This window comes from Nocardia carnea (assembly GCF_029868855.1).
In the GTDB taxonomy this organism is placed as follows: Bacteria; Actinomycetota; Actinomycetes; order Mycobacteriales; family Mycobacteriaceae; genus Nocardia; species Nocardia carnea_A.
Genome location: NZ_JARWOV010000235.1, coordinates 1 through 22304 on the forward strand (window position 1 = coordinate 1; position 22304 = coordinate 22304).

Consider the following 22304-nt stretch of genomic DNA (forward strand, 5'->3'; position numbering starts at 1 on the left):
GGGACCCCGGGGGCCGGTTAGGGCTCGCCCTACTTACAAAACCCGACCCCGCCGTGGGGGGTAGCGGGGTTGGAGGGGGGGTGGTTGAGCAAGGGCCCCCCCCCCCCCAACAATGGGGCCCCCCCCCCCCGGGCGGCGCCCCCCCCCGGGGCGCGGGGGGGGCGCCGCCACCCCCCCCCCCCCCCCCCCGGGGGGGGGCGGGGGGGGGGGGGCGCCGGCCCGGATCGATCAGCTGCTGTGGTCGTCGAGGATTCGGAATACGGATGAGGTCCCACTGATGGGGACACGGTCGCTGCCGGGTTTCACGGCGTCGCCGAAGTATCGGATCCGGTAGCTCCCCGGCTCCGCGTCGGCCGGACTGTGCCAGCCGATGGTGATCTGTGAGCTCGAGGCCGGGCCGGGCGTCCATTCGAAGGTGGTGGACCAGTCACCGTCGTCGGCGATCGTGCGCCAGCGCTCCCCGTCGTGCCGCTGCACCATGAGATAGGTGAGGCCGCGATGCAGGTCGTGGTTGGGGTGTGCGCCGGCGAATTCGACGCTCACCCGTTCTCCGGCGTGATACTCCGAGGCAGGTTCGGTGATCACGTCGCCGAAGTTCTTTCCAACCGGCGGGAAGTCCGGTGGCGGCTCGGTTTTCGCGGACTGCCACAGCTCCGACAGATCGGGTGCCGCGGCCGCGGAGGGTACGGTGCTTTCGTCGTTCAGCGCGGTCGCGAGCTGCGCCGCGATCTGCTGTAGGGCCGGCAGCTGCCACCGGCCGAACAACGTGCTCGCACCTTCATAGCGCTGTGCAGCGTACTCCTCGGGGGTTGTGACGTAGTGGAAATAGGCGTTGCTGTACCCGGCGATCAGGACATTGGCCAGTTCGACGTCGAGGGCGGCGGCTACCGTGCGCCGCAACCGCAGGCCGGCGGCGATCGTCACCTCACCCGGGATCCCGAGTAGATACAGTTCCGCGATCCGGAAGAGCTGAACCGGGACGATCTCCTGGACGTATGGCTTGGACCGGTTGAGCAGTCCGGCCGGAGCGACGATCGCCTTGGGCGCCTGAGCATCACGCAGGGTGGGCGCGAACCGGTACGCCAGCCGGGACAGGAAATCCCAGCCCGGATTGCGGCCTTCCTGAAAGGTCTTCCAGTGTGTCGGCCCGTCGTATCCCGCACCGGCGAAGGCGGCCGCGCCCCCGGCAGGTCTGCCGGTGCGGTGCTCGCGACCGTCTCCGGTGAACTCCGCGGATACGGTCACCGCGGAAAGATCGACATGGACGAAGCGGAAATCGATACTGCCGGCCATTCGCGGCACGTACCCCGCGGCGAGTTTCGCCGCGGCCTCGTACTGACGCAGACCGATGATCCGGGTGTTCTCGCACTCGTCGGCGGTAGGGCCGTGACCGGGCCTGCCGTCCAGGTTGGGCGACATATCGCCGGCGTTGGTCTGGGCGAAGGCCGCCACGAAATCGGGGTCGGGATCCGCCAGATAGTTCACGCCCTCGACCACGCGCTCCCAGTGATAGGCCGCGTACCCCTTGTTGTCGCCGCTGATCAGCGTGTTCCGGTTGGTCATCGAGGTGCCGTGGGTGGCGAACCAGTTCACGGCGCCGACCGGTTCCCCCTCGCGGTCGATGCGCAGCAGGGTCGTCTGCGGGTCGATGGCATCCGGGAAGAAATCCTTGTCCTCCGGCGGATTCAGGTCGAATGCCGCACGGGAGCGATTGACGCTGGCCTCGTGCAGCTCGCCGTGGATCAGGCGCAGGGTGGCCGGTGCGATGTCCTCGTGCGCCCGCTCGACCGCTTCCACGATGCCGTCGACGATCGCCGCGAACGTCCGGTGCCGGAAACCGCCCGAGCCGTTGTACAACCGGTGATGCGAATATCCGCCGGGTCCGCAGTGGGTGTGGGTTGCGGTGATCATCACGTTGGACTCGGTGTAGGTGTCGCCGAAACGCTGCGCCAGGCGGCGCAGCACCTCCTGGGTGATGCTGGAGAAGATCAGCGGCAGTTCGGTGACGACCAGCAGTACCCGCCGGTCGACGAGCGGGTCCGCGAAGACGAAAGCGCGGGCGCGCAACCGGAGATGTATCCCGGTGGTCTTCTGCTCGGCTCTGCCGTAGCCGAGCATGCCGGCCTCGGCCGGTTCTCCCGTGATGTCGGCAATGGCACGCCCGACCAGATGGCGGTCGGACGAATAGTTCGTTTCCGGCATCGACCTCTACTTCTGCCCTGTGGGAATCGGTCCGCGGCGGCGGCCCGGATTCATTGCACAGACAAACTAGCAAGGACTACGCCGGGATTGCCTTGCGCGACCGAGAGGTTCGCCGTGCGGCGTCACCGCAACCGGGCGGACTGCCCGGCAGCGGCGAAACCCAGCTCCAGCCGCACCGGCAGTTCGCCGACGTCCAGAGCCCGGCGCAGTCGCGGGACTGCTTCGTCGTGAATCCGCGCGCGCAGCCGGGAAATATCGGCGCCGGGCTCAGCGGTGACCACCAAGTGGAGTTCGGGGGTCGCGCGGGGACCCGCCAGCCACGCGCCGGCCCCGCGCACCTCACCGTAGGACTCGATATCGGCGGCCACCGCGGTAGCCGCCGTGCGCGACGACAACACCGTCCGGCCGGCCGAACCGTCGGCCGCCAGCTGCCACGACACCGGTCTCGGCATCCGGAAGAGCTGCGCCACCAGCCAGCGCAGGCAGAGCAGGCCCAGCACCGTGGCGCCCGTGATCACGAGCCAGAACACCCAGTCCGGTGGCGCTGCGGTCCCCGGAACCAGGGGTGTGTCCGTATCCGTCCACTCCAGCCATCCGGAGTAGCCGGCGAGAGCGAGTGCGCCCGCGGCCAGCAGCGCGACCCCGAGTAGCGCGAGCAGTGTTCGATTCAGTCTGGCCGGGCGATTCGCGTAGGTCATCCGGACTCTCCGTTCCACGTTCCGTAGTCGAAAAGCTGAGGGCCCACCGGTTTCGCGGCCCGGCCGTCCGCTGTTCGCCCCGGGCTCTGCGGTACTTGTGGCCGGCTCCTCACGAAGCTGCCGGGGCGATATCGGTGGCCCGCCGGCCGCCGGATATCTTCTCGGGGCCCTTCACCCGCACCTGCACCCGCCGTACCGGCCGCCCGAGCTCCCGGATCCGGTTGCTCAGCACGGCACAGACCTCGTCCGCCATCTCCGTATGCCCGCGATGGAGGTCGGTATCGACGACAGCCCGGACCGTTTCGCGCCGGAGAACGATCCGCGCCGAGTTCACCCCGTCCACTGTCGTCGCAGCGCCGCGCAGCAGTGCCCGAAGCTCGCCGGTGGGCACACCGGCATCCATATCGTCACCGGTGCGCAACGGCAGCACCCTGGGCCGGCCGGGCAGTACCGCCGCCGCCAGCAGCAGCGCGCCGGCGGCGAGCAGTGCGAGAGCGACCACCAGAACGGGCCACTCGTTCCAGGTGGTCGCGTGCAGTTCGCGCGCGACAGTGTCGTAGGAGAGAAATTCGGGCGCACCGGCCCAGCGCTGCGCCAGCGAGACGATCACCGCGACGCACACCGCCGCCACCACCAGCGCGACCAGGACGGCGGGCAGCGTACGCCGCGATCTGCGGATCACCGCACTCTCCCGGCCGGCGCCGCTTCGGTGGCCAGTTCGGTCACGACGATATCGACCCGGGAGATATCGAGCCCGGTCAGCTCCTCGGTGCGCCGCAGCAGATGGTCACGGCAGGCGTCGGTGACCCGGCCCACCGGTTCCGGATAGTGCACCGGCAGCCGGATATCGAGTGCGGCCCGGTCCCCGGAGATATCGGCGTCGACCCGGACCGGCTCGGCGACACCGGCGACCTCGCGGGCGGCCCGCGCGGCGATCCGGCGCACCGCGCGGCCGCTGACCGTGGTCACACCCGGTAGATCGGCACTCACCGCGGTCACCGCCGGCTCCTGTTCTGCTGCGCCGACCGCAGCACCGCGCTCAGGTCGAGTTCACCGTCGAGCCATCGGCCGGCCAGCAGTCCGGCGGCCGCGAACACCAGCACGATCAGGAATGCGCCGAAACCGCCGAAGGCGGCGGCGAAACCGAGCGCGAGACCGACCGCCAGGCCTATCGATGTGGCGTTCACCGTGTACTCCTCTCCGCTGCGGCGGCCCGGCTCATTGCACCCGGCCGGTCTCGGTATCGTCCTGGTCGTCGTCACCGGGGACGAAGACGTCGTTGACGTTGATATTCACCTCGACGACCTCGAGTCCGGTCATCTGCTCGACCGCGGTGATCACATTGCGCCGCACCAGGCGGGCGACCTCGGCGATCGCGACCCCGTATTCCACGACGATCTGCAGATCGACGGCGGCCTGGGTTTCGCCCACCTCCACCGAGACACCTTGACCGGTACTGGCCGAGGCGCCGGGGATGCGTTCCCGCAACGCGCCGAGCGCCCGGGCGGTGCCGCCGCCGAGATCGTGCACACCGCGGACCTCACGTGCCGCCAGGCCGGCCACCTTCTCCACCACCACATCGGCGATGGTGGTGGTGCCCTGGTCGGTCACCAGCGGGTTGGTTCTCCGCGCCGTTGTTCCGGGCGAGTTGTCGGCGCCGCGACCGCCGGTGTCGGTGGTGCTGCCCCCGGTGGTCTTCGCATTGGTCGGAGCGGTCATTTCTCCTCCTGATCTCCTGGTTATTCACGGATCTCGCTTGTCGGACACCGGAAACGGGCGAATGTCACGCTCCGGTGCCGAGTTGATCGGCTCCTTCCCCGGCGACCGCCGCTGTATCGAGTTCGGTGACCACGAGCCGTAGCTCGGCCTGTTCCCATCGGGTGCCGCCCAGTACCGGGCGAATGGCCGCCCCGGCCCGTTCCAGCAGCGGAGGCAGCGGCAGGGCATCGGATACCAGGCGCACCTCGACCACCTCCGCGCCGAGGTCGACGGCGTAATTTCGGGTATCCCACGGCCAGGACGCCGTATCGCCCAGAAGCGGCGCGGCCGGCCGCAGGCCGGGCACGCTCTCCAGCGCGCCGAGTATCCGGTCGATGATCTGTTCGCCGGTCATCACAGCTCCGGTTCGATATCGAGGATGTGCACACAGACCGCGTCCACGCGCCGGCCGGTGTGCTCGCCCACTTCGCGCGCCACCTGTTCCTGCACCGCGTGGCCGACCTCGGCGGCCGATCCGTTCACCCGCACGGCGATATCGACGTGCACGATCAGTCCGGCGTCGGTAACCCGGACGCGCACCCCTTCGGTGGGCGCCGGATCGGCATCGGTCCAGCGTTGCCTGCCCGCGCGGGTGAGTACGGCCAGCAGGCCGCGCACTCCCGGTTCCAGTCGCGCGACGCCCGGTGTGGCGGCAGCGGCGCGGGCGGCGACCGCGGCGATCACCGGAGGCGTCACCACCATCGAGATCTTGTCGCCGGTCATTTCCGTTCCTCCGATCCGTTCGGTCCGGCCGCGGAGGTCTCCTCGTAGAAATCGCCCACGTGGATATCGAGTCTGCGCAGCGTCGTTCCGATCCGTTCGGGCAGCGCCGCGGCGACCCTGGCGCGCACGTCCGGCAGCACCTCGGCCAGCGTTGCCGGTCCGAACCGCACCGCGATCGTCAACTCCACATCCAGCGGGCCCCGGACACCGTCCTCGGGCGGGGCCTGCCGCACCCGGCAATTCCGGGCCCGGACTCCGGGTACGGAATCGGCCGCGTAGCGCACGATCGCCGCTACCGCCTGCTCGCTCACCTCGATATCACCGGGATGCGGCGTCGGCAGTTCCAGCATGTTTCCCCTCCGTGCGTCGGCGCGTACCGCCGACATGATGCGGCCGAGCAGGTCCGGTGGGGGTTCGTCGGGTTCGTCGATCAGCTCCCGGGTCGCGGCCCGCAGCGCCAGCAGGCTTTCGCGTGCGGCGCGGCAGTGCGGGCAGGAAGCTTCGTGCGCGTCGGCGGCCGCGGCTTCCTCCTCGTCGAGCCGTTGCCACACCCCCTCCAGCTCCCGCCCGCACGGCAGGAGATAGTTGCGCTCGGTTGTCTCGTTCACCGCCATGGCTTCATCACCTCGGACAATTGGGCTCGCGCCCGCGCGATACGTCCGCGAACCGCGGTACTACTGACCCCGATGATCGACGCGATCTCGTCGTAGGCGAGTCCGTCCACTTCTCGCAGGAGCCAGCATGCGCGTTGTTCGGGGGTCAGTTCCTGTAGCGCGGCGTTCAGGGCCGCGAGTTGCGTGTTCACCTGTACCGCGTGCTCGGGTTGGGTGTCCGCGCGCGCCGATTCGGTGGATTCGGGGTCGAGCTCGGCGTGTGGCCGCCGGGTGCGAATCACGTTCAGGCAGCGGTTGGTGGTCATCCGGTACATCCAGCCGACGAACGCGCTGTCGTCGGTGAGCTGATACAGGCGCCGCCATGCCTTCAGGAAAACCTCCTGGACCACGTCCTCGGCCTCGCCACGATCGGCCAGCATCTTCGAAGCCAGCCGGAACATCCGGCCCTGATAGCGCACCACCAGGACCTCGTAGGCGCGGACGTCACCGTCCCGTGCCCGGCTCACCAGGGTGGCGTCGTCGGGGCCTGCCTGCGGTGCCGATTCGATCGTGGTCATCTCACCTCCTCCACCGCTCACCGGTAGGACACCGCGGCCGGGAGAACGTCACGCCGATTTGCCGAAGAATTTCGGGGCAGGGCCGGGAACAGGCCGGACACATCGTGTGACCGTTGTCACCCGGTGCGCCTCGTGCGGTTCACCGTGCGACCGGGTCGTTATGACCGTGTGCCTCTCACGGAACGGAACGACACGAAAGGTTGTGCCTATGGATCGCCGTAGTGTCCCGAATGCCGAACGTTCGGTACCCCGGACCGTCCGGATCGCCGGGATGGAGTGGGTGACCGCACTGCTGGCCCTGGCCATGTGCCTGCTGTTCGCCGCGGGAATCGCCATGCTGACGCATTCGCTGGTGGCCACGGTCGCCGCCACGGCCGGTATCGGCGTGGGGCTGGCAGCGGTGTCGAGGATCCTGCGGACGGGGCGATAGCGGTACCGCCGCTGTGGACGGACAAGCTCGGAGCCATCGTCACTCCTCGCGTCGGTGGAAACGGCACGGCCCGGTGTGGACGGGCGCACCGAACGCTACGGTCCGGGATGGCGTGGGTCTTCACACGTTCCGGATGAGAACTCCGGCCGTTGTCGTCGGCAGTGTGGGTCGCGCGGCACCCTGCGCCGGGCCGGCTCTCGGTGCGGTGTTCTACCGTCGAGTACGCGTTATCGGCCGTCACGGCATCGGACCGGTCGATGCGAAGGTGCTCGCCGACCCGGCCAGGAGGATGTTTCTGATGCGAACCGATATCGACCCGGACGAGGTGGGGTACCGCGGCTTCTACAAGGTCCTGACCAGTGTGGTCGTACCCCGGCCGATCGCGTGGGTATCGACCCGGTCCGCCGCGGGCGTGGACAATCTCGCTCCGCATTCCTTCTTCACGGTCTCGTGCGTTACCCCACCCATGGTGCAGTTCACCTCGGTGGGCCGGAAGGATTCGCTGCGCAATGTGCTCGAGACCGGTGAGTTCGTCGTCTGCCTGGCCACCGAGCCGATGTTCGAGCGAGTCAATGCCACAGGTACGGATTTCCCCGCCGAGCTGTCGGAGTTCACCGAGGTGGGACTGACGCCGGAGCCCAGCACGACAGTGGCGCCGCCGCGGGTCGCGGAATCACCTGTCGCGCTGGAGTGCCGGCTCGAGCAGACTCTCGAGCTCGGCGATTCCACGGTGGTGATCGGCCGGGTCCGGCACGCGGCCATCGATACCGCCGTGCTGCACACCGACGCCCGCGGCAACAATCTGCCCGCGATCGAGCGACTGCGCCCGCTCGCCCGGCTGGGCAGGAACGAATGGTCGACGATCGGCGAGGTACTCGAGATCGCCCGTATTCCGCACGACAAGTGGCCGGGTGAGTTCCGCCGGGAGGGTGCGGACCGAGGCACACCGGCACCGTCCGAGCTGTCGGCCGAGGGACACCGGGACGCGCGGCGGTCCGGAGCCGGGGAGATCACACGGGCAGCCTCCGGGATCGAGATCCCGGAGGCTTGATCGCCCGATTGATCGGCAGCGCGCCGGGGGAGCCGGGGAGGTGGTGCGGTCAGACCCGCTCGGCCGCCGGCCGGATCGAGGAGGGGTGGGCGGTGAGGGGCTGGATTTCGATCGTCATATAGGGGAACAGCGGGAGGTTCCACAGGATTTCGTGGAGCTCGTCGGGGGAGTCGACGGCGAAGATGCTGATATTGCTGTACTGGCCGACGATGCGCCAGATGTGCACCCATTTGCCGGCGTGCTGTAGTTCCTGGGAGTACTTCTTCTCGCGGGCGATGGTGTCGGTGCGTACCGCCTCGTCGAGGTCGCGGGGGATGTCGACATCCATGCGGACGTGGTAGAGGTGCATATCCTTGTTTCCTAGTTCCGGGTCCACCGTTGGACGGCGTCCACGTTCAGTTCCACTCCGAGTCCCGGGCCGGTGGGCAGGTGTAGTCGGCCGTCGGCGTAGTGCAGCGGTTCCTGCAGTAGTTCTGCACTGAACAACAGCGGGCCGAAGAGTTCGGTGCCGAAGTCGATTCCGGGCTCGGCGCAGGCGAAGTGGAGGGAGGCGGCCGTGCCGATCGGGCCCTCGATGGAGGTGGCGCCGTGGCAGGCCAGGCCGGCCGCGCGGGCGACGGCCACCACTTCGCGGCTGCGGCGCAGGCCACCGCATTTGGTGGTTTTCACCGCGAGGACATCGGCGGCGCCCCGGCGGGCGATCTCCAGCGCGTCGTGCGGGGTGTGCACGCTTTCGTCGGCCATCACCGGGATCGGCAGCAGGGCGTTCAGTTCCGCCAGGACTTCCAATTGCTCACCGGGGGTGGGTTGTTCGATCAGCTCGACCCCGCCGTCGGCCAATTCGGGGAGGTGGCGCAGCGCGGTGAGCCGGTCCCAGCGGGCGTTGATGTCCACCCGCACGCCGGCCTGCCCGGCGAGTCGGTCCGGACACCATCGCCGCGGAGAACAAGGGCGGCAACCTCGCCGTGGCGCAGCTCGCCGAAACCCTCGGCGGCGGCGTTCTGCTCGCCTTAGTTGCCGCGGTGGCCTTCGTGACCATTCTGGCGGCCCTGTCCGGGCTGGTCATCGCCACCTCCGGTGCCATCGCCCACGACCTCTACGGCCAGGTGCTACGCGACGGGAAGGTGTCCTCGGCTGCCCAGCACCGCGCGGCCCGTATCGCCACCGTCGCCACCTGTCTGGTCGGTGTGGCGATCGCCTTCGCCGCGCAGCGTCAGAACGTCGCCTTCCTGGCCTCGCTCGGGATGTCGATCGCCGCCTGCGCGAACCTGCCCGCTCTCCTGCTGACGCTGTACTGGCGCCGGATGACCGCCCGGGCGGTGATCTCCGGCATCGTCACCGGTCTCGTCCTGTCGATTGCGGTGATCCTGCTCAGTCCGGTGGTCCAGGGGCCGGATTCGCTGCTTCCGTTCTCCAACCCGGCACTGGCCGTGGCCCCGATCTCCTTCGCGGTGTCGGTTCTCGTGGCCTTCGCGACGACTCCCAAGGGAGCCGATGCGTCGGCCGCCGGTGCGGTGTTCCGGTCACTGCGCACTCGCGCCCTGATCGGCCGGGCGACGGAACCGGAGGAGCCGGTCGCCGTGCCGTCCTGACGGGACTGCGGAAATTCGTTGCCGGCCCCCCTGGATGAGGGGGTGGCCGGCAACTTTCGTGTGGGCGCAGTGGCCGGCTGCCTGAGTGCCGGGGTGGCTCAGGTGTGCGGTGCCGTCGCCCGGACGCCGGCCAATACCACGGCGACGATCCGCTCCGCGTCCGTGCGAGTGAACGCGCGCATACCCCGGTCGACGATGAGGTGCACCGGGCCGGAGAGCATCTCGCCGAGAAATGAGCTGTCCACCGGAGGCAGCTCGCCCCGGTCGACAGCGGTGTCGATACGTCGCCGCAGGGTGGCCACCCGCTGGTCCAGGACTTTGGTGAGCGCTTCGACGGAAGAGTTCTGGCGGGCGGGCTGGACGGCCTGGGCGAGCGTCCGGCCGAACGGCGTTTCCAGGCCGCCCGCGAGCGCCAGCAGGAAGTCCGCCAGGTCCCGGTCGATATCGCCGGTATCGGCGACCGAGGCGAGATCCTCGGCGTAACGCAGCAGCGCTTCGGCCACCAGGTCTTCGCGGTCGGGCCAGTTGCGGTAGACGCTGGTCTTGTTCACCCCGGCGAGCTCCGCGACCTCCTCGTACCGGAAGCCCGCGATACCGTCGCGCGCCACGAGCTCGGCGGTGGCGGCGAGTATCTGCGCCCGGACTCGCGCGTTGCGGCCACCGGGGCGCCGTGCGGACGGCCGGTCGGCGGTCTGTTCGGCCATTGCCCACCTCCTGTTCTCTGCTCGGATGCCGATTGTCGCCAGGTGCGGCGTTGCGGTGCAAGCGGATGATCGCTAGTCTAAAAGCAACAGATTGTTTCTTTTATGGATTGCGGTGGGAAGCGACCCGCCGAACTGGCTTTGGACCCGCCCCCTGCTCACCCGCGACCGGGCGAGCCCCGGTCGATCCGATCGCGACCCACCTCAGCGAACTTGGAGCGCACACGTGAACATCCTCGTCTCCGGAGCCGGTATCGCCGGACTCGCCTGCGCACTCGAGCTCGGCACCCGCGGGCACGACGTCACGGTCGTCGAGTACGCCCCCGAGCTCCGGCTCACCGGTACACCCATCGATATCCGCGGCGATGCGATCGACGCCGTGTACCGGATGGGACTGTTGGCGCGGATCCGTGCACAACGGATCCGGATGTCGGAGTGCACCCAGTTCGTCGACAGCCGGGGCGAGCCGGTCGCCCGGATCCCGATGGCGGAGATCAGCGACTCCGGCGACGATATCGAGCTTCTCCGTGCGGATCTGGTCGGTATCCTCGCCGATGCGTTACCGGATACCGTCGCGATCCGGTTCGGGGATTCGGTCGAAACGCTCGCCGCCGCGGACGACGGCGTCGACGTGGGTTTCGGATCGGGCCGCACCGGGCGATACGACCTGGTGATCGGCGCCGACGGCCAGCATTCCGCGGTACGCAGGCTGGTGTTCGGGCCCGGCGAGAACTACCTCCGCCATCTCGGCGTGTACTTCGCCCTCGCCGATCTCCCCGGCGAGGCCGGAGGTGCGGGTGCCAACTCGATCTACAACGTCCCCGGCCGGATGGCGGGCGTGTTCCGGTACCAGGGTAAGGCTGTGGCGAACTTCCAGTTCCGCTCGGAGCCGATCGACTACGACCATCACGACCCGGACGCGCCGAAGAAGATCCTGCTCGACGCCTTCGCCGGCTACCGGTCGTGGCGGATCCCGGAGCTGCTCGACGCGGCCCGTGCCGATCCCGCTTTCTATTTCACGTCCGCGAGCCAGATCCACCTTCCGTCCTGGCACCGCGGTCGCGTCGTCCTCGTCGGCGACGCCGGGTACAGTCCGGCCTATCTGTCCGGCCGGGGCACTTCACTCGCGCTCACCGGTGCCCACTTCCTCGCCGAAGAACTCGAACGGTGCGGTGATCACGCCGCTGCCTTTGTGCAATACGAAGCCCGGCAGCGCCCCTACGTCACATTCGCGCAGGGCCGCGCCGCCGGCGGTCGTGACCGAATGTTGCCGCCCACCTGGGCGGCCATCGCCGCCCGGAACAAGGCGCTGCGAGCCGCCGCTGCCGGCGCAGACTGAACCCGGCGCAATGCGACCCGCCGCCGGACCTGTACGCCGATCCAGCCCACGACCCGCGCCGCCGCAAAAGGCACGGATCGCCGGGTTCTCCCTCCCCACGCGCTGAGAGATGAATAGTGACAGACACACTGGACAATCCCGTCCTCGGCGGCCGCGAGCACCGCTGGAGCAAGCGGCTGGTCCTCTGGGCGGCCGTGCTCACCCTCGCCAACGTCCTGGCCGATGTGGCCGTCGGTTCGCCGATGATGGTCCTGCCCCAGTTGCTGGATCATTTCGACACCGGCCAGACCGCGTGGTTGAACGCGAGCGCGATGCTCGCCGGGGCGATATGGTCGCCGCTGCTCGCGAAGAGCTCCGATATCTTCGGCACGCGCCGGGTCCTCACCGGCACGCTGCTCCTCGCCTGTGCGGGAGCGTTGATCTGCCTTGTGGCCCCCAATATCTGGATATTCCTGCTGGGCCGCTTCCTGCAGGGCGCCGCATTCGCCGCGGTCTTCCTCACGGTGGCGCTCACGCGACAGATCTGCACTCCACGGGTGGCGATGGCCGTGGTCGGGCTCGTGACATCCGGGTCGTCGGTCGTCGGAATCATCGAACCGTTCCTGATGCAGCCGGTTATCGATACATTCGGCTACCGGAGCGTATTCGTCACCGCGGCGCTGCTTGCCGCGGTCGCGGCGCTCAGCGTGCGAACTTTCCTTCCGGAATCGCCGGTGCGCGGCACCGGCCGGGTCGACGTGGCCGGCGCGCTGCTGCTCGGCGGCGGCCTCGGCGCAATCCTCGCCTACATCAGCCTCGGGCGAGACCTCGGCTGGCTGTCCGTGGGCATGATCGCGCTGGTGGCCGCCGGTGCCGCCGCGTTGGCGGGCTGGGCGCATCTCGCGCTGCGCGTCGACGAACCGCTCATCGACCTCCGGGCGCTCAGCCGCCCGATCCTGCTGACGCTGCTCGCCGTGGTGCTGGCGGCGGGATCGTTCCGGAGCATGCTGCAACTGACGAGCCTGATCGCCCAGGTGCCGCCGGATCTGGGCCTCGGCTACGGATTGGGCGATGGTGAGGCGGTCGCGGTGCTGCTCGCCACCCCGAATCTCGGCATCGTGATCGGCGGTATCGGCGCCGGATGGCTGGCGGGGCGGTTCGGTCCCGCACTGCCCCTCTTCGGCGGCATCGCCATCGGTGCACTGGCGACCTTCGCGATGCTGGCGGGCGTATCCGTGCTCCCCTTGGCGATAGCCTGCGGAGCCGTGGTCGGAATGGCCGCCGGTGCGATCGGCGCCTCCGGCTACAACCTGGCGACCGGTATCGCCACGCCCGAGCGGCACGGCACCTTCGCCGGACTGATTTCGGTCGTGATGGCACTCGGCTCGGTCGTGTTCAACTTCGCCGGTGGCGCGGTGCTCGAGGCGACCCGAATTCCCGGGACCGGCGCCGACGGTGCCCCGGTGAGCACGGCGACGGGTGTGTATCTCTACATCGTGATGGCGGGCGTGCTCTTCGTCCTGGCCGCGGTGCCCGCGATCATGTTGGTACGCAACCGGACTGCCGCACCGGTACCGGAATCCCCCATACAGAGCAGTCCCCGGTAGTCTCCATCGGAACCTGAACCTCAGTCGTCGCTGACTGTTCCGGTTTCCGACTGGCTTGCCGGGGGCCTGGCCGGACTCGGAGGAATGTCACCGCGATTCTCCGGACGTCTCCGTCGAATCCGTCACACTCTTCGTTGTTCCGGTGTATCTCCAGTCTCCTCCGGATCGGCCGCCAGTCAAGGCCTAGCCGCAGGTAGTCGCAATATTCTGCGCGGACGAGGGTCGTGGGCTTCCGGGAGTTGTCAGCGCAGGGCCGCGGTGACAGCGCTGTACATGGTGGTTTTGACGGCGGTCAGTGTTCCGGGGTTCTTGCCGAGGAGGGGAGTGAGCCGGTCGACGGCGGTGGTGAGGACCTCGGCTTCGGCGGCGGTGGCATCGACGAGGCCGGCGGCCAGGGCCTCCGGGCCGCCGAAACGGTGGCCGGTGGTCATGGCGGTGACTGCGGCCTGGGGTCCGAGCTTGGCCTGGATCAGGGCGGCCATGCCAGGAGTGAAGGGGATGTTGATATCGACTTCGGGGAAGCAGTAGTAGCCGCGGTCGGCGCGCATCACGCGGTAGTCGTGGGCGATGGCCAGCATCGCGCCGGCGCCGAAGGTGTGGCCGTTCACCGCGGCGATGGTGGGCAGCGGGAAGGTGAGGATTCGGGCGAACAGCCCCTGGACGCGGGCGACGTACCATTCGGCGCGGTCGCCGTTGGCCATCAGCCAGTCCAGGTCCAGGCCGTTGGAGTAGAACTTCCCGCTGCCGGTGGTGATCAGGCCCTGGGCGTCCCGCTCGACGGTGTCGAGGTGGGTGTCGACGGTATCGAGCCAGTCCGGCGAGAAGCGATTCTCGTCGTCGCCGAGGGTCAGTACGGCGATCTTGTCCTGGAAGGTCAGGTTCGCGGTCATGGAGTTGCCTTTCACTTCGGTGTGGTCGGGGTGGTGCCGCCGCGGGGAGGAGGCGGCGGGGGAACTGCCAGTACCGCGCGGACAGCGGCCGCGAGGCGTTGACGGAGTGCGGAATCGGGGTGTCGCCGCCCGCGCAGCAGAAGTGCGGTGGGCAGTTCCACCACGCAGTCGCGGATGACCGTGACGGCTTCGCGGTCGGTGCGGTCGAATACTGCGTCCGCCAATGCGGTGAACAGTTCGGCAAGGGTCTGATCGAGCCGGTGCATTTCCCCGGCGAGATCGTCGCCGATCTCGCCGGAACCGAGCAGTTCCCGCCGGGACACGGTCAGCAGGAAGCGGCCCGAGGTGGGGTGCCGCAGCAGGAATTCGGCCGGGGTATCGGCAGCCGCGACGACTGCCTCGACGGCCTGCTCGGACCCGGACCCGGCAGCCAGTGCGTGGTCTACCGCAGCCCGCTGCAGGTCGAGAAACCGGTGTGCGGCCCGCGACCAGACCCGGCCCATCAACCCGGCACGAGAGCCGAATGCGTGATAGATCGCCCCGTTGGACACCGAGGTGGCCGCCGAGAGCGCCCGGACGGTGACCGCGGCGGGACCGGAGTCCACGGCCATCCGCTCGGCGGTATCCAGCAGGTGCTCGAGGTCGTGTGTTCGAGGGCGGGGCATGACCGCAGCATAACAGAGCAAATGCTCTGTTATATCGGGCGCCGGATACCGGGTGGTTCCTGCGTCGGGTACGCTGACAGCAACGCCTGCGCATGACGTAAGGGGCTGGGGCATCCCGGGCCTGCACCGCGCAGATCTTGCGACTCGACTTCCGCTGTAGCGCATTCGGCGCCCGATGAACCGAGGCGGCACGTCCGGCGAACTCGCCGGCCTTTCGTGCGCAAGCCGCTCGCGCACTCGGTCACCCGCCCGCGAAGTCATCCCCCGCAGTAACGTGCCCGCCCCGCAGTCGGGGCCGGCGGATCCGCCACCCGCTGCTGTGGCTGTCCGTCATCTCGGTCGCCCACGGCAGACGGTTACTGCCGAAACTTCCCATTTCATGCACCACGGCACGACGTGGCCACCGACCTTGCTGCGCGGAATCGCCGAAACATAAGCACCACAAAGACTTTACGAACCACCGAGAGATAGGAGACAACAATGACGTGGTCGATACCCCAGGTCACCACCGGCGCCGAGCGCTACATGCTCGAGCATATGCTCGAGCGAAATCGGGTGGAATTGATCAATGCTGTGCGCGGTCTGTCCGAGGAACAGGCCCGCCGCCGTCTGGTCGCGTCGCTCACCACGCCGATCGCGTTGGTGAAACACGCCGCGGTCGCCGAGCGGATCTGGTTCCAGCATGTGCTGGCCGGCGTGCCGGAGAGCGAATGTGGCGGCGGCACAACAGGTGGCGACCCCAGTTTCGTGGTCGGCGACGACGAAACCCTGGCCGAGGTGATCGCCGAATTCGAGCGCGCCAGTGCGTGCTCCCGGATGGCCGCCGCCGACTTCGAGCTGGACGATATCAAGACACACCCGCACCTCGGTGACGTCAGCCTGCGGTTCATCTATCTGCTCCTGAGCGAGGACTTCGCGCGGCATGCCGGTCACGCCGACATCCTCCGAGAGCAGATCATGCATTCCAGGTCGCCGGTCGACACCGAACGGGCGACCTGATCGACTGCGCGCTGCCCGTAGGGTTGCCGACCGCCCTGCCGTCACCGCTCCTGGCCGGGAGCCCGGTGTCTATTCCGGCATCAGGTCCTTGCGCGGGTCGACGCCGAAATGCTCCGCCAGCGCGGTGATCGAGGCATGTGCGCCCTGAATGCTCACCGACAGAACGAACGGTTCGTCGTCCACTTGCAGGACATCGCCCGACAGGCGCTGCCACAGCGGGTTGGCTTCGAAGGAGGCCTGCTGGGCTCGGCTGGAGTCGCCCTCGTCGCCCGGCGGGGTGTAGGCCGAAACCATGACGATGCCCGCGTCCGCCTTCAGAATCTGCTCCGTCGACAGCGGGGTGAAGATGGTCTCCGTGGTGTCGGGTGCGCCCGCGGGGCGGGGGATCCCCATATCTGTCATGATCTCGCCGATGAACGAGTTGCTGGAGTACAGCCGGGCGGTGTCCTCACCGGCGAAGCGGACGAGCGAGTAGGTGATATCGGGCTTGCGGGCCCGGATCTGCTCACCCACCGCGGCCGCGCGCTCCTCGTAGGAGGTGATCAGCTCTTCGGCCCGGCCCTTACGGCCCAGTGCCTCGCCGAGCAGGACGATGTTCTGTTTCCAGGTCGGGCCGGTGGACTCGGAGAACACGGTCGGTGCGATCTTGGTCAGCTGGTCGTAGAGCGCCTCGTGGCGCACCTTGGCCGAAACGATGAGATCAGGTTCGAGCTCGAGGATCTTCTCCAGGTTCGGCTCGGCCGTCGTACCGACATTGACGGAATCGGCAACCGCCGCGTCGATATCGCCCAGGTAGTCCGGGAACGGATTGCCCGGATCCGCCCGGTACTGGACATAGCCGACGAGGGGAGCGCCGAGCAGCAGCGCGGCGTCGGCGTAGCTGGGGTCCAGTGCGACGACCCTCTCCGGCGGGCTGTCGATGGTCGTGACGCCCATCGCATGTTCTACCGAGATCGGGGAGCCGCTCCCGGCCGGTGCGCCCGGATCCGTCTCGCCGGAGCCGCTACAGCCGCCCGCGAACACCAGGCCGCATGCCATGAGAGAGATCAGTGATCGCCGCGCGATCGATCGAGTGGACGTTCCTCTCATGAGGTGACCTTTCATCCGGGCCGGGCTGTAGGAAGTAGCCGAATAAGGATAGGCTGCCCAACGTAGAGCTGACCTTAGCAAGGAGTACCGAGATGTCGACACCGCATCCGCGAGCGCACCGGTGCTGAACGGCACCACCTCGGATCCGCCGGACTCCTCGAACATCGCTTCGCTCACGCCGGGAAACCGCCTCCGCTCCGCACGTTCACCGCTGGTCATGGTCGCCGTACCGATCGCCGCCGTCCTGGCGGCGATCCTGCTCAGCGTCTGCGTCGGCAGCAGTCCGTCGAGTGTGGCCGAGGCATGGCATGCGATCTTCACCCCCACCGGTACCGATATGGACGTGACAATCCGCGAACTCCGCTGGCCCCGCACGCTCATCGGTATCGCCGCCGGAGCATGTCTGGGTGTCGCCGGAATCCTGACCCAGGGGCATACGCGCAACGCTGTCGCCGAACCGGGACTGCTCGGCATCAATCAAGGCGCGGCGCTCGCGATCGTCGCCGCGACCTTCCTGTTCGGCAGTCTTCCCGTGCACGCCGAGGCCGGCCTGGCCTTCGCCGGCGCACTGGCGGCCAGCGTGGTGGTCTTCGCGGTCGGCACCGCCGCCCGGCACGGGGCGACACCGGTCACCCTGGTGTTGTCCGGTGCGGCCGTCGCCGCGCTCTGCGGAGGCCTGGTCACCGGTCTCGCCCTGCTGGACAGTGCGTCCCTGGACACCCTGCGTTTCTGGCAGGTCGGTTCGCTGGCCGCGCGCCCGCATACGATCGAGGCGATGTGGCCGTTCGTCGCCGCCGGACTGCTGCTGGCCGTGCTGAACATCGGTGCGCTCAATACGCTGGCGCTCGGCGAGGATACGGCCCGGTCGCTCGGGACCTCGGTACCGCTCGCCCGGTGTACCGGTATCGCCGCGATCACCCTGCTCGCCGGGGCCGCCGTCACCATGGCCGGACCGATCGCCTTCGCCGGACTGCTGGTGCCGCATATCGCCAGGGCGCTCGTGGGCGCCGACTACCGTCGTTCGGTACCCGCGGCGGCCGCGTTCGGTATCGTCCTGGTGCTCTCGGCCGATACCGTGGGCCGGGTCATCGCGCGGCCGGGCGAACTGTCGGTCGGGGTCGTGCTCGCGGTGATCGGTGCGCCGTTCTTCGTGCTCCTCGCCCGCCGCCGCCGGTTGGTGACGATATGAGCGCCGCGGCCGGGAACCTGCTCGCTCCCACGCGTGTGGTGCGTTGGGGGCCGGTATCCGTGCGCATCGCACCGCGCGCGCTGTCGGTGGGTGTATCGCTGTTCCTGCTCGTCCTGGTGGCCGCGGCGGTCCATGTGGCCAACGGCGGGTCCGCGTTACCCCTCGACGAGGTGGTCCGGGCGCTGCTCGGCGACGATTCGAACACCCGGGTTCATCTCGCCGTCACCGAGTTCCGGGCACCCCGCACCGTCGGCGCGATCATCGCGGGCGGTTGCCTGGCCATGGCGGGAGCGATAACCCAGACCGTCGCCCGCAACCCCCTCGCCAGTCCCGACATCCTCGGCGTCACGGCGGGTGCGTCGCTCGGCGCCGTCTCCGTGCTGGTGCTGGCCGGTGGCGGGGCGGCAGGTTTGAGCGGTATCGCCGGGGAGGCCGGATTACCGGTTGCCGCGTTCACCGGGGGCGTCCTGGCCGGGGTGGTGGTGTACCTGTCCGCCTGGTCCGGGACGCTCGACAGCTACCGCCTGGTGCTCGTCGGCCTCGGCGTCAACGGGCTGGCCGTGAGCCTGACGACCTGGCTGCTGACGCTCGGCGATGTCACCAACGCGGCCCAGGCACTGACCTGGATGTCCGGCTCCCTCAACGGTAGAGACTGGCTGCTGGTGCGGCCGATGGGCCTGCTGGCCCTCGCCCTGCTGGCGGGTGCGCTGCTGCTGGGGTCGCGGCTGGTGCTGCTCACCATGGACGACGATGTGGCGATCGGACTCGGCGTGCGGATCGGCGGCCTCCGGCTGTACGCGCTGATACTCGCGACGCTGCTGGCTTCCACCGGTGTCGTCGTCGCCGGCCCGCTCGTATTCGTCGCCCTGGCGAGCCCACAGATCGCGCGTCTGCTCACCGGGGCGGCCGTCCCGCCGCTTTTCCTGTCCGGTCTGGTGGGCATGGTGTTCGTACTGGTCGCCGATACCGTCGCCGCGAACGCGCTGGCGGTATCGCTGCCGGTGGGGGTGGCCACCGCGGTGCTGGGCGGGCCGTATCTCATTTTTCTCGTCCTGCGGAACCAGAGGAGGCTCACGTGAGCAGTCCGGCCACGGAATCCGTACTACGCACGGAGAACCTGACCCTCGGTTACGGCGGTGCCGACGTGGTCACCGATATGACCTTCGACGTCCCGACGGGATCGGTGACCTCGATCATCGGTCCCAACGGCTGCGGGAAATCGACCCTGCTGCGCGGCCTCGGCCGGCTCATCGCGCCGCGCTCCGGTCGGGTCCTGCTCGACGGCTCGCCCATCGACAGCCAACCCACCCGCCAGGTCGCCCGCCGTATCAGTATCCTGCCCCAATCGCCTGCTGCCCCACCCGGTCTCACCGTCGCCGACCTCGTTTCCCGCGGCCGGCACCCTCGGCAACGGTGGTACGAACAGTTCTCCGTCCTCGACGAGAAAACGCTCCGGCACGCCCTGACCAGCACCGGCATCCTCGACCTGGCCGGTTCCAGACTCGAAGAACTTTCCGGCGGGCAACGCCAGCGCGCCTGGATATCCATGACCCTCGCCCAGGAAACCGGCATCATGCTCCTCGACGAGCCGACGACCTACTTGGATCTGGCGCACCAGGTGGAACTGCTGGAACTGATCGTGCGCATGAACCGCGAACACGATCGGACCGTCGTCATGGTCCTTCACGATATCTCGCTGGCCGCCCGCTACAGCGATCACCTCGTGGCGATGAAGTCCGGCGCCATCGTGACCCAGGGACCGCCCGAACATGTTGTGCGCCCGGAGGTACTGCACGACGTATTCGGGCTCACCGCCGAGGTGATCACCGAACCCACCCACGGTCGTCCGCATGTCATTCCGCTGGGCTCGGTGCCGACGGGAACGTGACTCCGACACAACAATCCCTCACTGATGTGTCGCGGTCGGCACCCGTCCTCGGGTTCGACTCGGGGGCACGTCATATGCCGCTCGGGCGAATACCGGACGTGTGTGTTGGAACACGGTGCGGACCTTCGTGCTGTGCAGCATGTCGAATGGGCAGTACGCTGAAGGCGTTATACGGAGCCGTATAATCAGAGGAGGTCGGTATGGCACTCCCACCGGGGCAACGCGCCGTCGATGGATTCCCGCGCTTCGGCACACATCTGCATCATCCGCCGCCGCCGGTCCCCGACAACCCGGTGATCGAGCTCGCCGGGGCCCTCACCGAGCCGCGCACCGTGCCGGTGGCCGACCTCGCCACCTTGCCCAGACGGGAGATCGAAGCCGATTTCCACTGCGTCGCGGGCTGGTCGGCGACGGGGCTGCGATGGGAAGGCGTTCCGTTCGAGACGTTCTATCGAACGCAGGTCGAGCCGCTGCTCGAATCCGGCACGCGGATAAGTCATATCGTCTTCGAAGGCCTCGACGGCTACCGGTCCGTTGTATCGCTCGACGACGTCGTGGCCGAGGATGTGCTCATCGCGGACCGCCTCGCCGGACGTCCGCTCGACAGCGATCACGGCACCCCGGTGCGGCTCGTCAGCCCCGGCCAGTATGGCTACGTCAACACAAAACATCTGTGCCGCATCGAATTCCACACCGCCGAGCCGCCCGTTCCCGATCGCTGGTCACCGCTCGCATCACACCCGCGGGCACGGGTGTGGCACGAAGAACGCCACCGTTACCTCCCCGGCCGTCTCGTGCGTCCCGTTTACCGGGCGCTGATCGCGCCGATCCGCGCGCTGAGCGCCCGCGGCAGTCACACCCGTCCGCGCTGACCGCGCACCGGTCTCGGACGGTCCGGCTCAGCGCCCCGCTTGCCATCGGCCGGAGGAATCGGCAAGGTGGCCCATCGTGCGGCGTCGGTTTCCTCATGGCCGGGCGAGCACGGTCAAGCGGAGGGTGTTGTAGTGCTGACGGCGGAGTTGCCCGGGGCGGTCGAGATTTCGGAGGAAGCGCCGCAGCGCCGTAGCCGGTCGTGGCCGGCTCCGCTTGCGGCTGTTCTGGGCGGTGCCGTGCTGCTGGGATGGCGCGCGAGTGAGTACGGCAGCTGGATCGTCGACGATGCGGGCATCACTTTCGCGTATGCGCGCAGTGCCGCCGAGGGGTTCGGTCCGGTGTTGCAGCCCGGCGCCGAACCGGTGGAAGGGTTCTCCAACCCGACCTGGCTTTTCGTGCTGATGGTGGGCAAATGGTGTGGTCTTTTCGACCGCGGTGCCATTTTCGGTATCCCCGATTACGCCTTCTATCCGAAGGCGGTCGCGCTGATCTGCTGTATGGGGATCCTCGCCGCGTGCTACGCCGCCGCCCGCCGGGTATCACGGTGGCCCGCATCGGCGACCCTTGCGACAGGCGCGGTCCTGGCCGCGATCCCTTCCTTCGTGATCTGGTGCTTTTCCGGCCTGGAGAACGCGCTGTTCGCACTGACGGTGTGCGTTCTGGCCGTGCATCTTTTTCTGGCGGTGCTCGACGACAGATTGTGGACACCGGCGGTGGCGGTGACGGCCGGTGCGCTGGCCGCGTTCGCCGCGTCGACTCGTCCCGACGGCCTGATCTACCTGGCCGCCTACCCGCTGATTTCGGTGGTCCTGGTGCGGCGCGCGACCTGGCCCGCCGCGCTCCGGTGCGGACTGTATTCCGGACTCGCGTTCGCGATTCCCTTCGGGACCTATCTGCTGTGGCGGATCGTCGAGTTCGGCAGGTTTGTTCCGAATACCGCAGTCGCCAAACACCAGTCGCTGCCCTCCGTATACGACCTGACCAGAGTGGGGGAGCTGGTGCGCTACGTGGGTGTTCCCGCGGTGCCGGCGGCCGTTGTAGTGGGCGGACTCGCGCTGTGGCCGCCGAGCAAATGGCGCAGCGGTGCTGTCGCGCTGCTGGTGCCGCTGGTGCTGGCGGTGGTCGCCTACTGTGTCCTGGAACCGGATTGGATGGCGCAATTCCGCTTCGCCACCCCGGTGTGGGCGCTCGGTGCGGTCGTTCTCGTGCTTTCCGTCGGGCAGTTGGCGGCGCGGCTGCGTAAACACGGGCGGGCTCTCGTCGCGCTGGGACTGATCGGTGCGGCGATCCCCTCCGGTTGTGCGTTCGCCGAACAATCCGCGGCATACAGCGCCGACGAGGATGTGCCCGTGTGCTGGATCGCCCTGCGGTTCGGCCGCCTTTTCAACGGCTACGCGGATATCCTCCGTATCCAGAACGGCACCCTGCTCACCCCCGATATGGGCGGAAGTGCGCTGACA

General features: G+C 68.5%; 26 protein-coding genes and 1 pseudogene. 11 read left to right on the forward strand and 16 right to left on the reverse strand.

Translation table 11 applies throughout. The features are described 5' to 3' along the window. Positions 1-228: 228 nt before the first annotated feature. The 10 genes from QH195_RS22850 to QH195_RS22895 form a co-directional block, all read right to left on the reverse strand. Entirely contained in the window at positions 229-2202 is a 1974-nt protein-coding gene (locus QH195_RS22850; RefSeq protein ID WP_280436944.1) for a neutral/alkaline ceramidase, read from the reverse strand. Positions 2203-2324: 122 nt separating this feature from the next. Then, the gene (locus QH195_RS22855) at positions 2325-2900 is read right to left on the reverse strand and encodes an alkaline shock response membrane anchor protein AmaP (protein WP_280436945.1); all 576 of its coding nucleotides are present in this window, start codon (positions 2898-2900) and stop codon (positions 2325-2327) included. 109 nt (positions 2901-3009) lie between these two features. Beyond that, positions 3010-3582 (reverse strand): DUF6286 domain-containing protein, encoded by a 573-nt coding sequence (locus tag QH195_RS22860; RefSeq protein ID WP_280426540.1) that lies wholly within the window; start codon positions 3580-3582, stop codon positions 3010-3012. Continuing rightward, complete coding sequence (locus tag QH195_RS22865) at positions 3579-3899, reverse strand: Asp23/Gls24 family envelope stress response protein (protein WP_280436946.1); 321 nt, start codon at positions 3897-3899, stop codon at positions 3579-3581. Before QH195_RS22865 ends, QH195_RS22860 begins: the two co-directional genes overlap by 4 nt. Further along, entirely contained in the window at positions 3896-4087 is a 192-nt protein-coding gene (locus tag QH195_RS22870; protein ID WP_280426538.1) for a hypothetical protein, read from the reverse strand. The genes QH195_RS22865 and QH195_RS22870 overlap by 4 nt, the downstream gene beginning before the upstream one ends. A gap of 31 nt (positions 4088-4118) precedes the next feature. After that, positions 4119-4619, reverse strand: coding sequence for an Asp23/Gls24 family envelope stress response protein (locus tag QH195_RS22875; protein ID WP_280436947.1), 501 nt, complete (start codon positions 4617-4619; stop codon positions 4119-4121). Between the two features lie 64 nt (positions 4620-4683). After that, positions 4684-5013, reverse strand: coding sequence for a hypothetical protein (locus QH195_RS22880; RefSeq protein ID WP_280436948.1), 330 nt, complete (start codon positions 5011-5013; stop codon positions 4684-4686). Continuing rightward, positions 5013-5381 (reverse strand): Asp23/Gls24 family envelope stress response protein, encoded by a 369-nt coding sequence (locus QH195_RS22885; RefSeq protein ID WP_280436949.1) that lies wholly within the window; start codon positions 5379-5381, stop codon positions 5013-5015. Before QH195_RS22885 ends, QH195_RS22880 begins: the two co-directional genes overlap by 1 nt. After that, positions 5378-5995, reverse strand: a complete 618-nt coding sequence (locus QH195_RS22890; RefSeq protein ID WP_280436950.1) for an Asp23/Gls24 family envelope stress response protein — start codon at positions 5993-5995, stop codon at positions 5378-5380. Before QH195_RS22890 ends, QH195_RS22885 begins: the two co-directional genes overlap by 4 nt. Continuing rightward, positions 5986-6552: an RNA polymerase sigma factor gene (locus tag QH195_RS22895; protein ID WP_280436951.1), complete on the reverse strand. Its 567-nt coding sequence runs from the start codon at positions 6550-6552 to the stop codon at positions 5986-5988. Before QH195_RS22895 ends, QH195_RS22890 begins: the two co-directional genes overlap by 10 nt. A gap of 208 nt (positions 6553-6760) precedes the next feature. Between QH195_RS22895 and QH195_RS22900 the strand changes: the two genes are divergently transcribed. Next, positions 6761-6982, forward strand: coding sequence for a hypothetical protein (locus QH195_RS22900; RefSeq protein ID WP_280436952.1), 222 nt, complete (start codon positions 6761-6763; stop codon positions 6980-6982). Positions 6983-7280: 298 nt separating this feature from the next. Further along, complete coding sequence (locus QH195_RS22905) at positions 7281-8033, forward strand: flavin reductase family protein (RefSeq protein WP_432278447.1); 753 nt, start codon at positions 7281-7283, stop codon at positions 8031-8033. A 49-nt stretch (positions 8034-8082) separates the two neighbouring features. Here QH195_RS22905 and catC read toward each other — a convergent pair whose 3' ends face one another. Both catC and QH195_RS22915 read right to left on the reverse strand, forming a co-directional pair. Beyond that, positions 8083-8382, reverse strand: a complete 300-nt coding sequence (catC, locus tag QH195_RS22910) for a muconolactone Delta-isomerase (RefSeq protein WP_280436953.1) — start codon at positions 8380-8382, stop codon at positions 8083-8085. 11 nt (positions 8383-8393) lie between these two features. Beyond that, positions 8394-8951: pseudogene (locus tag QH195_RS22915) on the reverse strand (enolase C-terminal domain-like protein); the annotation flags it as partial. 47 nt (positions 8952-8998) lie between these two features. Here QH195_RS22915 and QH195_RS22920 point away from each other — a divergent pair. Next, positions 8999-9625, forward strand: a complete 627-nt coding sequence (locus QH195_RS22920) for a sodium:solute symporter family transporter (protein ID WP_280436954.1) — start codon at positions 8999-9001, stop codon at positions 9623-9625. Positions 9626-9723: 98 nt separating this feature from the next. On the opposite strand, the gene QH195_RS22925 is transcribed toward QH195_RS22920, so the two are convergent. Further along, positions 9724-10329, reverse strand: coding sequence for a TetR/AcrR family transcriptional regulator (locus tag QH195_RS22925; RefSeq protein ID WP_280426515.1), 606 nt, complete (start codon positions 10327-10329; stop codon positions 9724-9726). 223 nt (positions 10330-10552) lie between these two features. Between QH195_RS22925 and QH195_RS22930 the strand changes: the two genes are divergently transcribed. Beyond that, a complete protein-coding gene (locus QH195_RS22930; RefSeq protein ID WP_280436955.1) occupies positions 10553-11665 on the forward strand; it encodes an FAD-dependent monooxygenase in 1113 nt (370 codons plus the stop codon). A 116-nt stretch (positions 11666-11781) separates the two neighbouring features. Continuing rightward, positions 11782-13251: an MFS transporter gene (locus QH195_RS22935; protein WP_280436956.1), complete on the forward strand. Its 1470-nt coding sequence runs from the start codon at positions 11782-11784 to the stop codon at positions 13249-13251. A gap of 242 nt (positions 13252-13493) precedes the next feature. Here QH195_RS22935 and QH195_RS22940 read toward each other — a convergent pair whose 3' ends face one another. Both QH195_RS22940 and QH195_RS22945 read right to left on the reverse strand, forming a co-directional pair. After that, positions 13494-14141 (reverse strand): enoyl-CoA hydratase/isomerase family protein, encoded by a 648-nt coding sequence (locus QH195_RS22940; RefSeq protein WP_280436957.1) that lies wholly within the window; start codon positions 14139-14141, stop codon positions 13494-13496. An 11-nt stretch (positions 14142-14152) separates the two neighbouring features. Further along, complete coding sequence (locus QH195_RS22945) at positions 14153-14806, reverse strand: TetR/AcrR family transcriptional regulator (RefSeq protein WP_280436958.1); 654 nt, start codon at positions 14804-14806, stop codon at positions 14153-14155. Between the two features lie 480 nt (positions 14807-15286). Between QH195_RS22945 and QH195_RS22950 the strand changes: the two genes are divergently transcribed. Then, positions 15287-15805, forward strand: a complete 519-nt coding sequence (locus tag QH195_RS22950) for a DinB family protein (RefSeq protein ID WP_280426510.1) — start codon at positions 15287-15289, stop codon at positions 15803-15805. Between the two features lie 69 nt (positions 15806-15874). Here QH195_RS22950 and QH195_RS22955 read toward each other — a convergent pair whose 3' ends face one another. Then, on the reverse strand, positions 15875-16741 hold the full coding sequence (locus tag QH195_RS22955; RefSeq protein ID WP_280426509.1) for an ABC transporter substrate-binding protein: 867 nt from the start codon (positions 16739-16741) through the stop codon (positions 15875-15877). Positions 16742-17015: 274 nt separating this feature from the next. Between QH195_RS22955 and QH195_RS22960 the strand changes: the two genes are divergently transcribed. The 5 genes from QH195_RS22960 to QH195_RS22980 all read left to right on the forward strand — a co-directional run. After that, a complete protein-coding gene (locus QH195_RS22960) occupies positions 17016-18083 on the forward strand; it encodes a FecCD family ABC transporter permease (protein ID WP_280426508.1) in 1068 nt (355 codons plus the stop codon). Continuing rightward, positions 18080-19162, forward strand: coding sequence for a FecCD family ABC transporter permease (locus QH195_RS22965; RefSeq protein ID WP_280436959.1), 1083 nt, complete (start codon positions 18080-18082; stop codon positions 19160-19162). Before QH195_RS22960 ends, QH195_RS22965 begins: the two co-directional genes overlap by 4 nt. Beyond that, positions 19159-19971, forward strand: a complete 813-nt coding sequence (locus QH195_RS22970; RefSeq protein ID WP_432278448.1) for an ABC transporter ATP-binding protein — start codon at positions 19159-19161, stop codon at positions 19969-19971. The genes QH195_RS22965 and QH195_RS22970 overlap by 4 nt, the downstream gene beginning before the upstream one ends. Before the next feature lie 293 nt (positions 19972-20264). After that, the gene (locus tag QH195_RS22975; RefSeq protein WP_280436960.1) at positions 20265-20843 is read left to right on the forward strand and encodes a molybdopterin-dependent oxidoreductase; all 579 of its coding nucleotides are present in this window, start codon (positions 20265-20267) and stop codon (positions 20841-20843) included. A gap of 132 nt (positions 20844-20975) precedes the next feature. Next, positions 20976-22304: hypothetical protein (locus tag QH195_RS22980; RefSeq protein ID WP_280436961.1), on the forward strand; the 1329-nt coding region annotated here is incomplete at its 3' end.

Excerpts from the sequence above, each read along its gene's own strand:
- QH195_RS22850 (WP_280436944.1), bottom strand. The coding sequence starts at position 2,202 with ATGCCGGAAACGAACTATTCGTCCGACCGCCATCTGGTCGGGCGTGCC.
- QH195_RS22895 (WP_280436951.1), bottom strand. The coding sequence starts at position 6,552 with ATGACCACGATCGAATCGGCACCGCAGGCAGGCCCCGACGACGCCACC.
- catC (WP_280436953.1), bottom strand. The coding sequence starts at position 8,382 with ATGCACCTCTACCACGTCCGCATGGATGTCGACATCCCCCGCGACCTC.
- QH195_RS22925 (WP_280426515.1), bottom strand. The coding sequence starts at position 10,329 with ATGGCCGAACAGACCGCCGACCGGCCGTCCGCACGGCGCCCCGGTGGC.
- QH195_RS22855 (WP_280436945.1), bottom strand. The coding sequence starts at position 2,900 with ATGACCTACGCGAATCGCCCGGCCAGACTGAATCGAACACTGCTCGCG.
- QH195_RS22965 (WP_280436959.1), top strand. The coding sequence starts at position 18,080 with ATGAGCGCCGCGGCCGGGAACCTGCTCGCTCCCACGCGTGTGGTGCGT.
- QH195_RS22880 (WP_280436948.1), bottom strand. The coding sequence starts at position 5,013 with ATGACCGGCGAACAGATCATCGACCGGATACTCGGCGCGCTGGAGAGC.
- QH195_RS22885 (WP_280436949.1), bottom strand. The coding sequence starts at position 5,381 with ATGACCGGCGACAAGATCTCGATGGTGGTGACGCCTCCGGTGATCGCC.
- QH195_RS22875 (WP_280436947.1), bottom strand. The coding sequence starts at position 4,619 with ATGACCGCTCCGACCAATGCGAAGACCACCGGGGGCAGCACCACCGAC.
- QH195_RS22955 (WP_280426509.1), bottom strand. The coding sequence starts at position 16,741 with ATGGGCGTCACGACCATCGACAGCCCGCCGGAGAGGGTCGTCGCACTG.
- QH195_RS22890 (WP_280436950.1), bottom strand. The coding sequence starts at position 5,995 with ATGGCGGTGAACGAGACAACCGAGCGCAACTATCTCCTGCCGTGCGGG.
- QH195_RS22900 (WP_280436952.1), top strand. The coding sequence starts at position 6,761 with ATGGATCGCCGTAGTGTCCCGAATGCCGAACGTTCGGTACCCCGGACC.
- QH195_RS22905 (WP_432278447.1), top strand. The coding sequence starts at position 7,281 with ATGCGAACCGATATCGACCCGGACGAGGTGGGGTACCGCGGCTTCTAC.
- QH195_RS22945 (WP_280436958.1), bottom strand. The coding sequence starts at position 14,806 with ATGCCCCGCCCTCGAACACACGACCTCGAGCACCTGCTGGATACCGCC.
- QH195_RS22950 (WP_280426510.1), top strand. The coding sequence starts at position 15,287 with ATGACGTGGTCGATACCCCAGGTCACCACCGGCGCCGAGCGCTACATG.
- QH195_RS22940 (WP_280436957.1), bottom strand. The coding sequence starts at position 14,141 with ATGACCGCGAACCTGACCTTCCAGGACAAGATCGCCGTACTGACCCTC.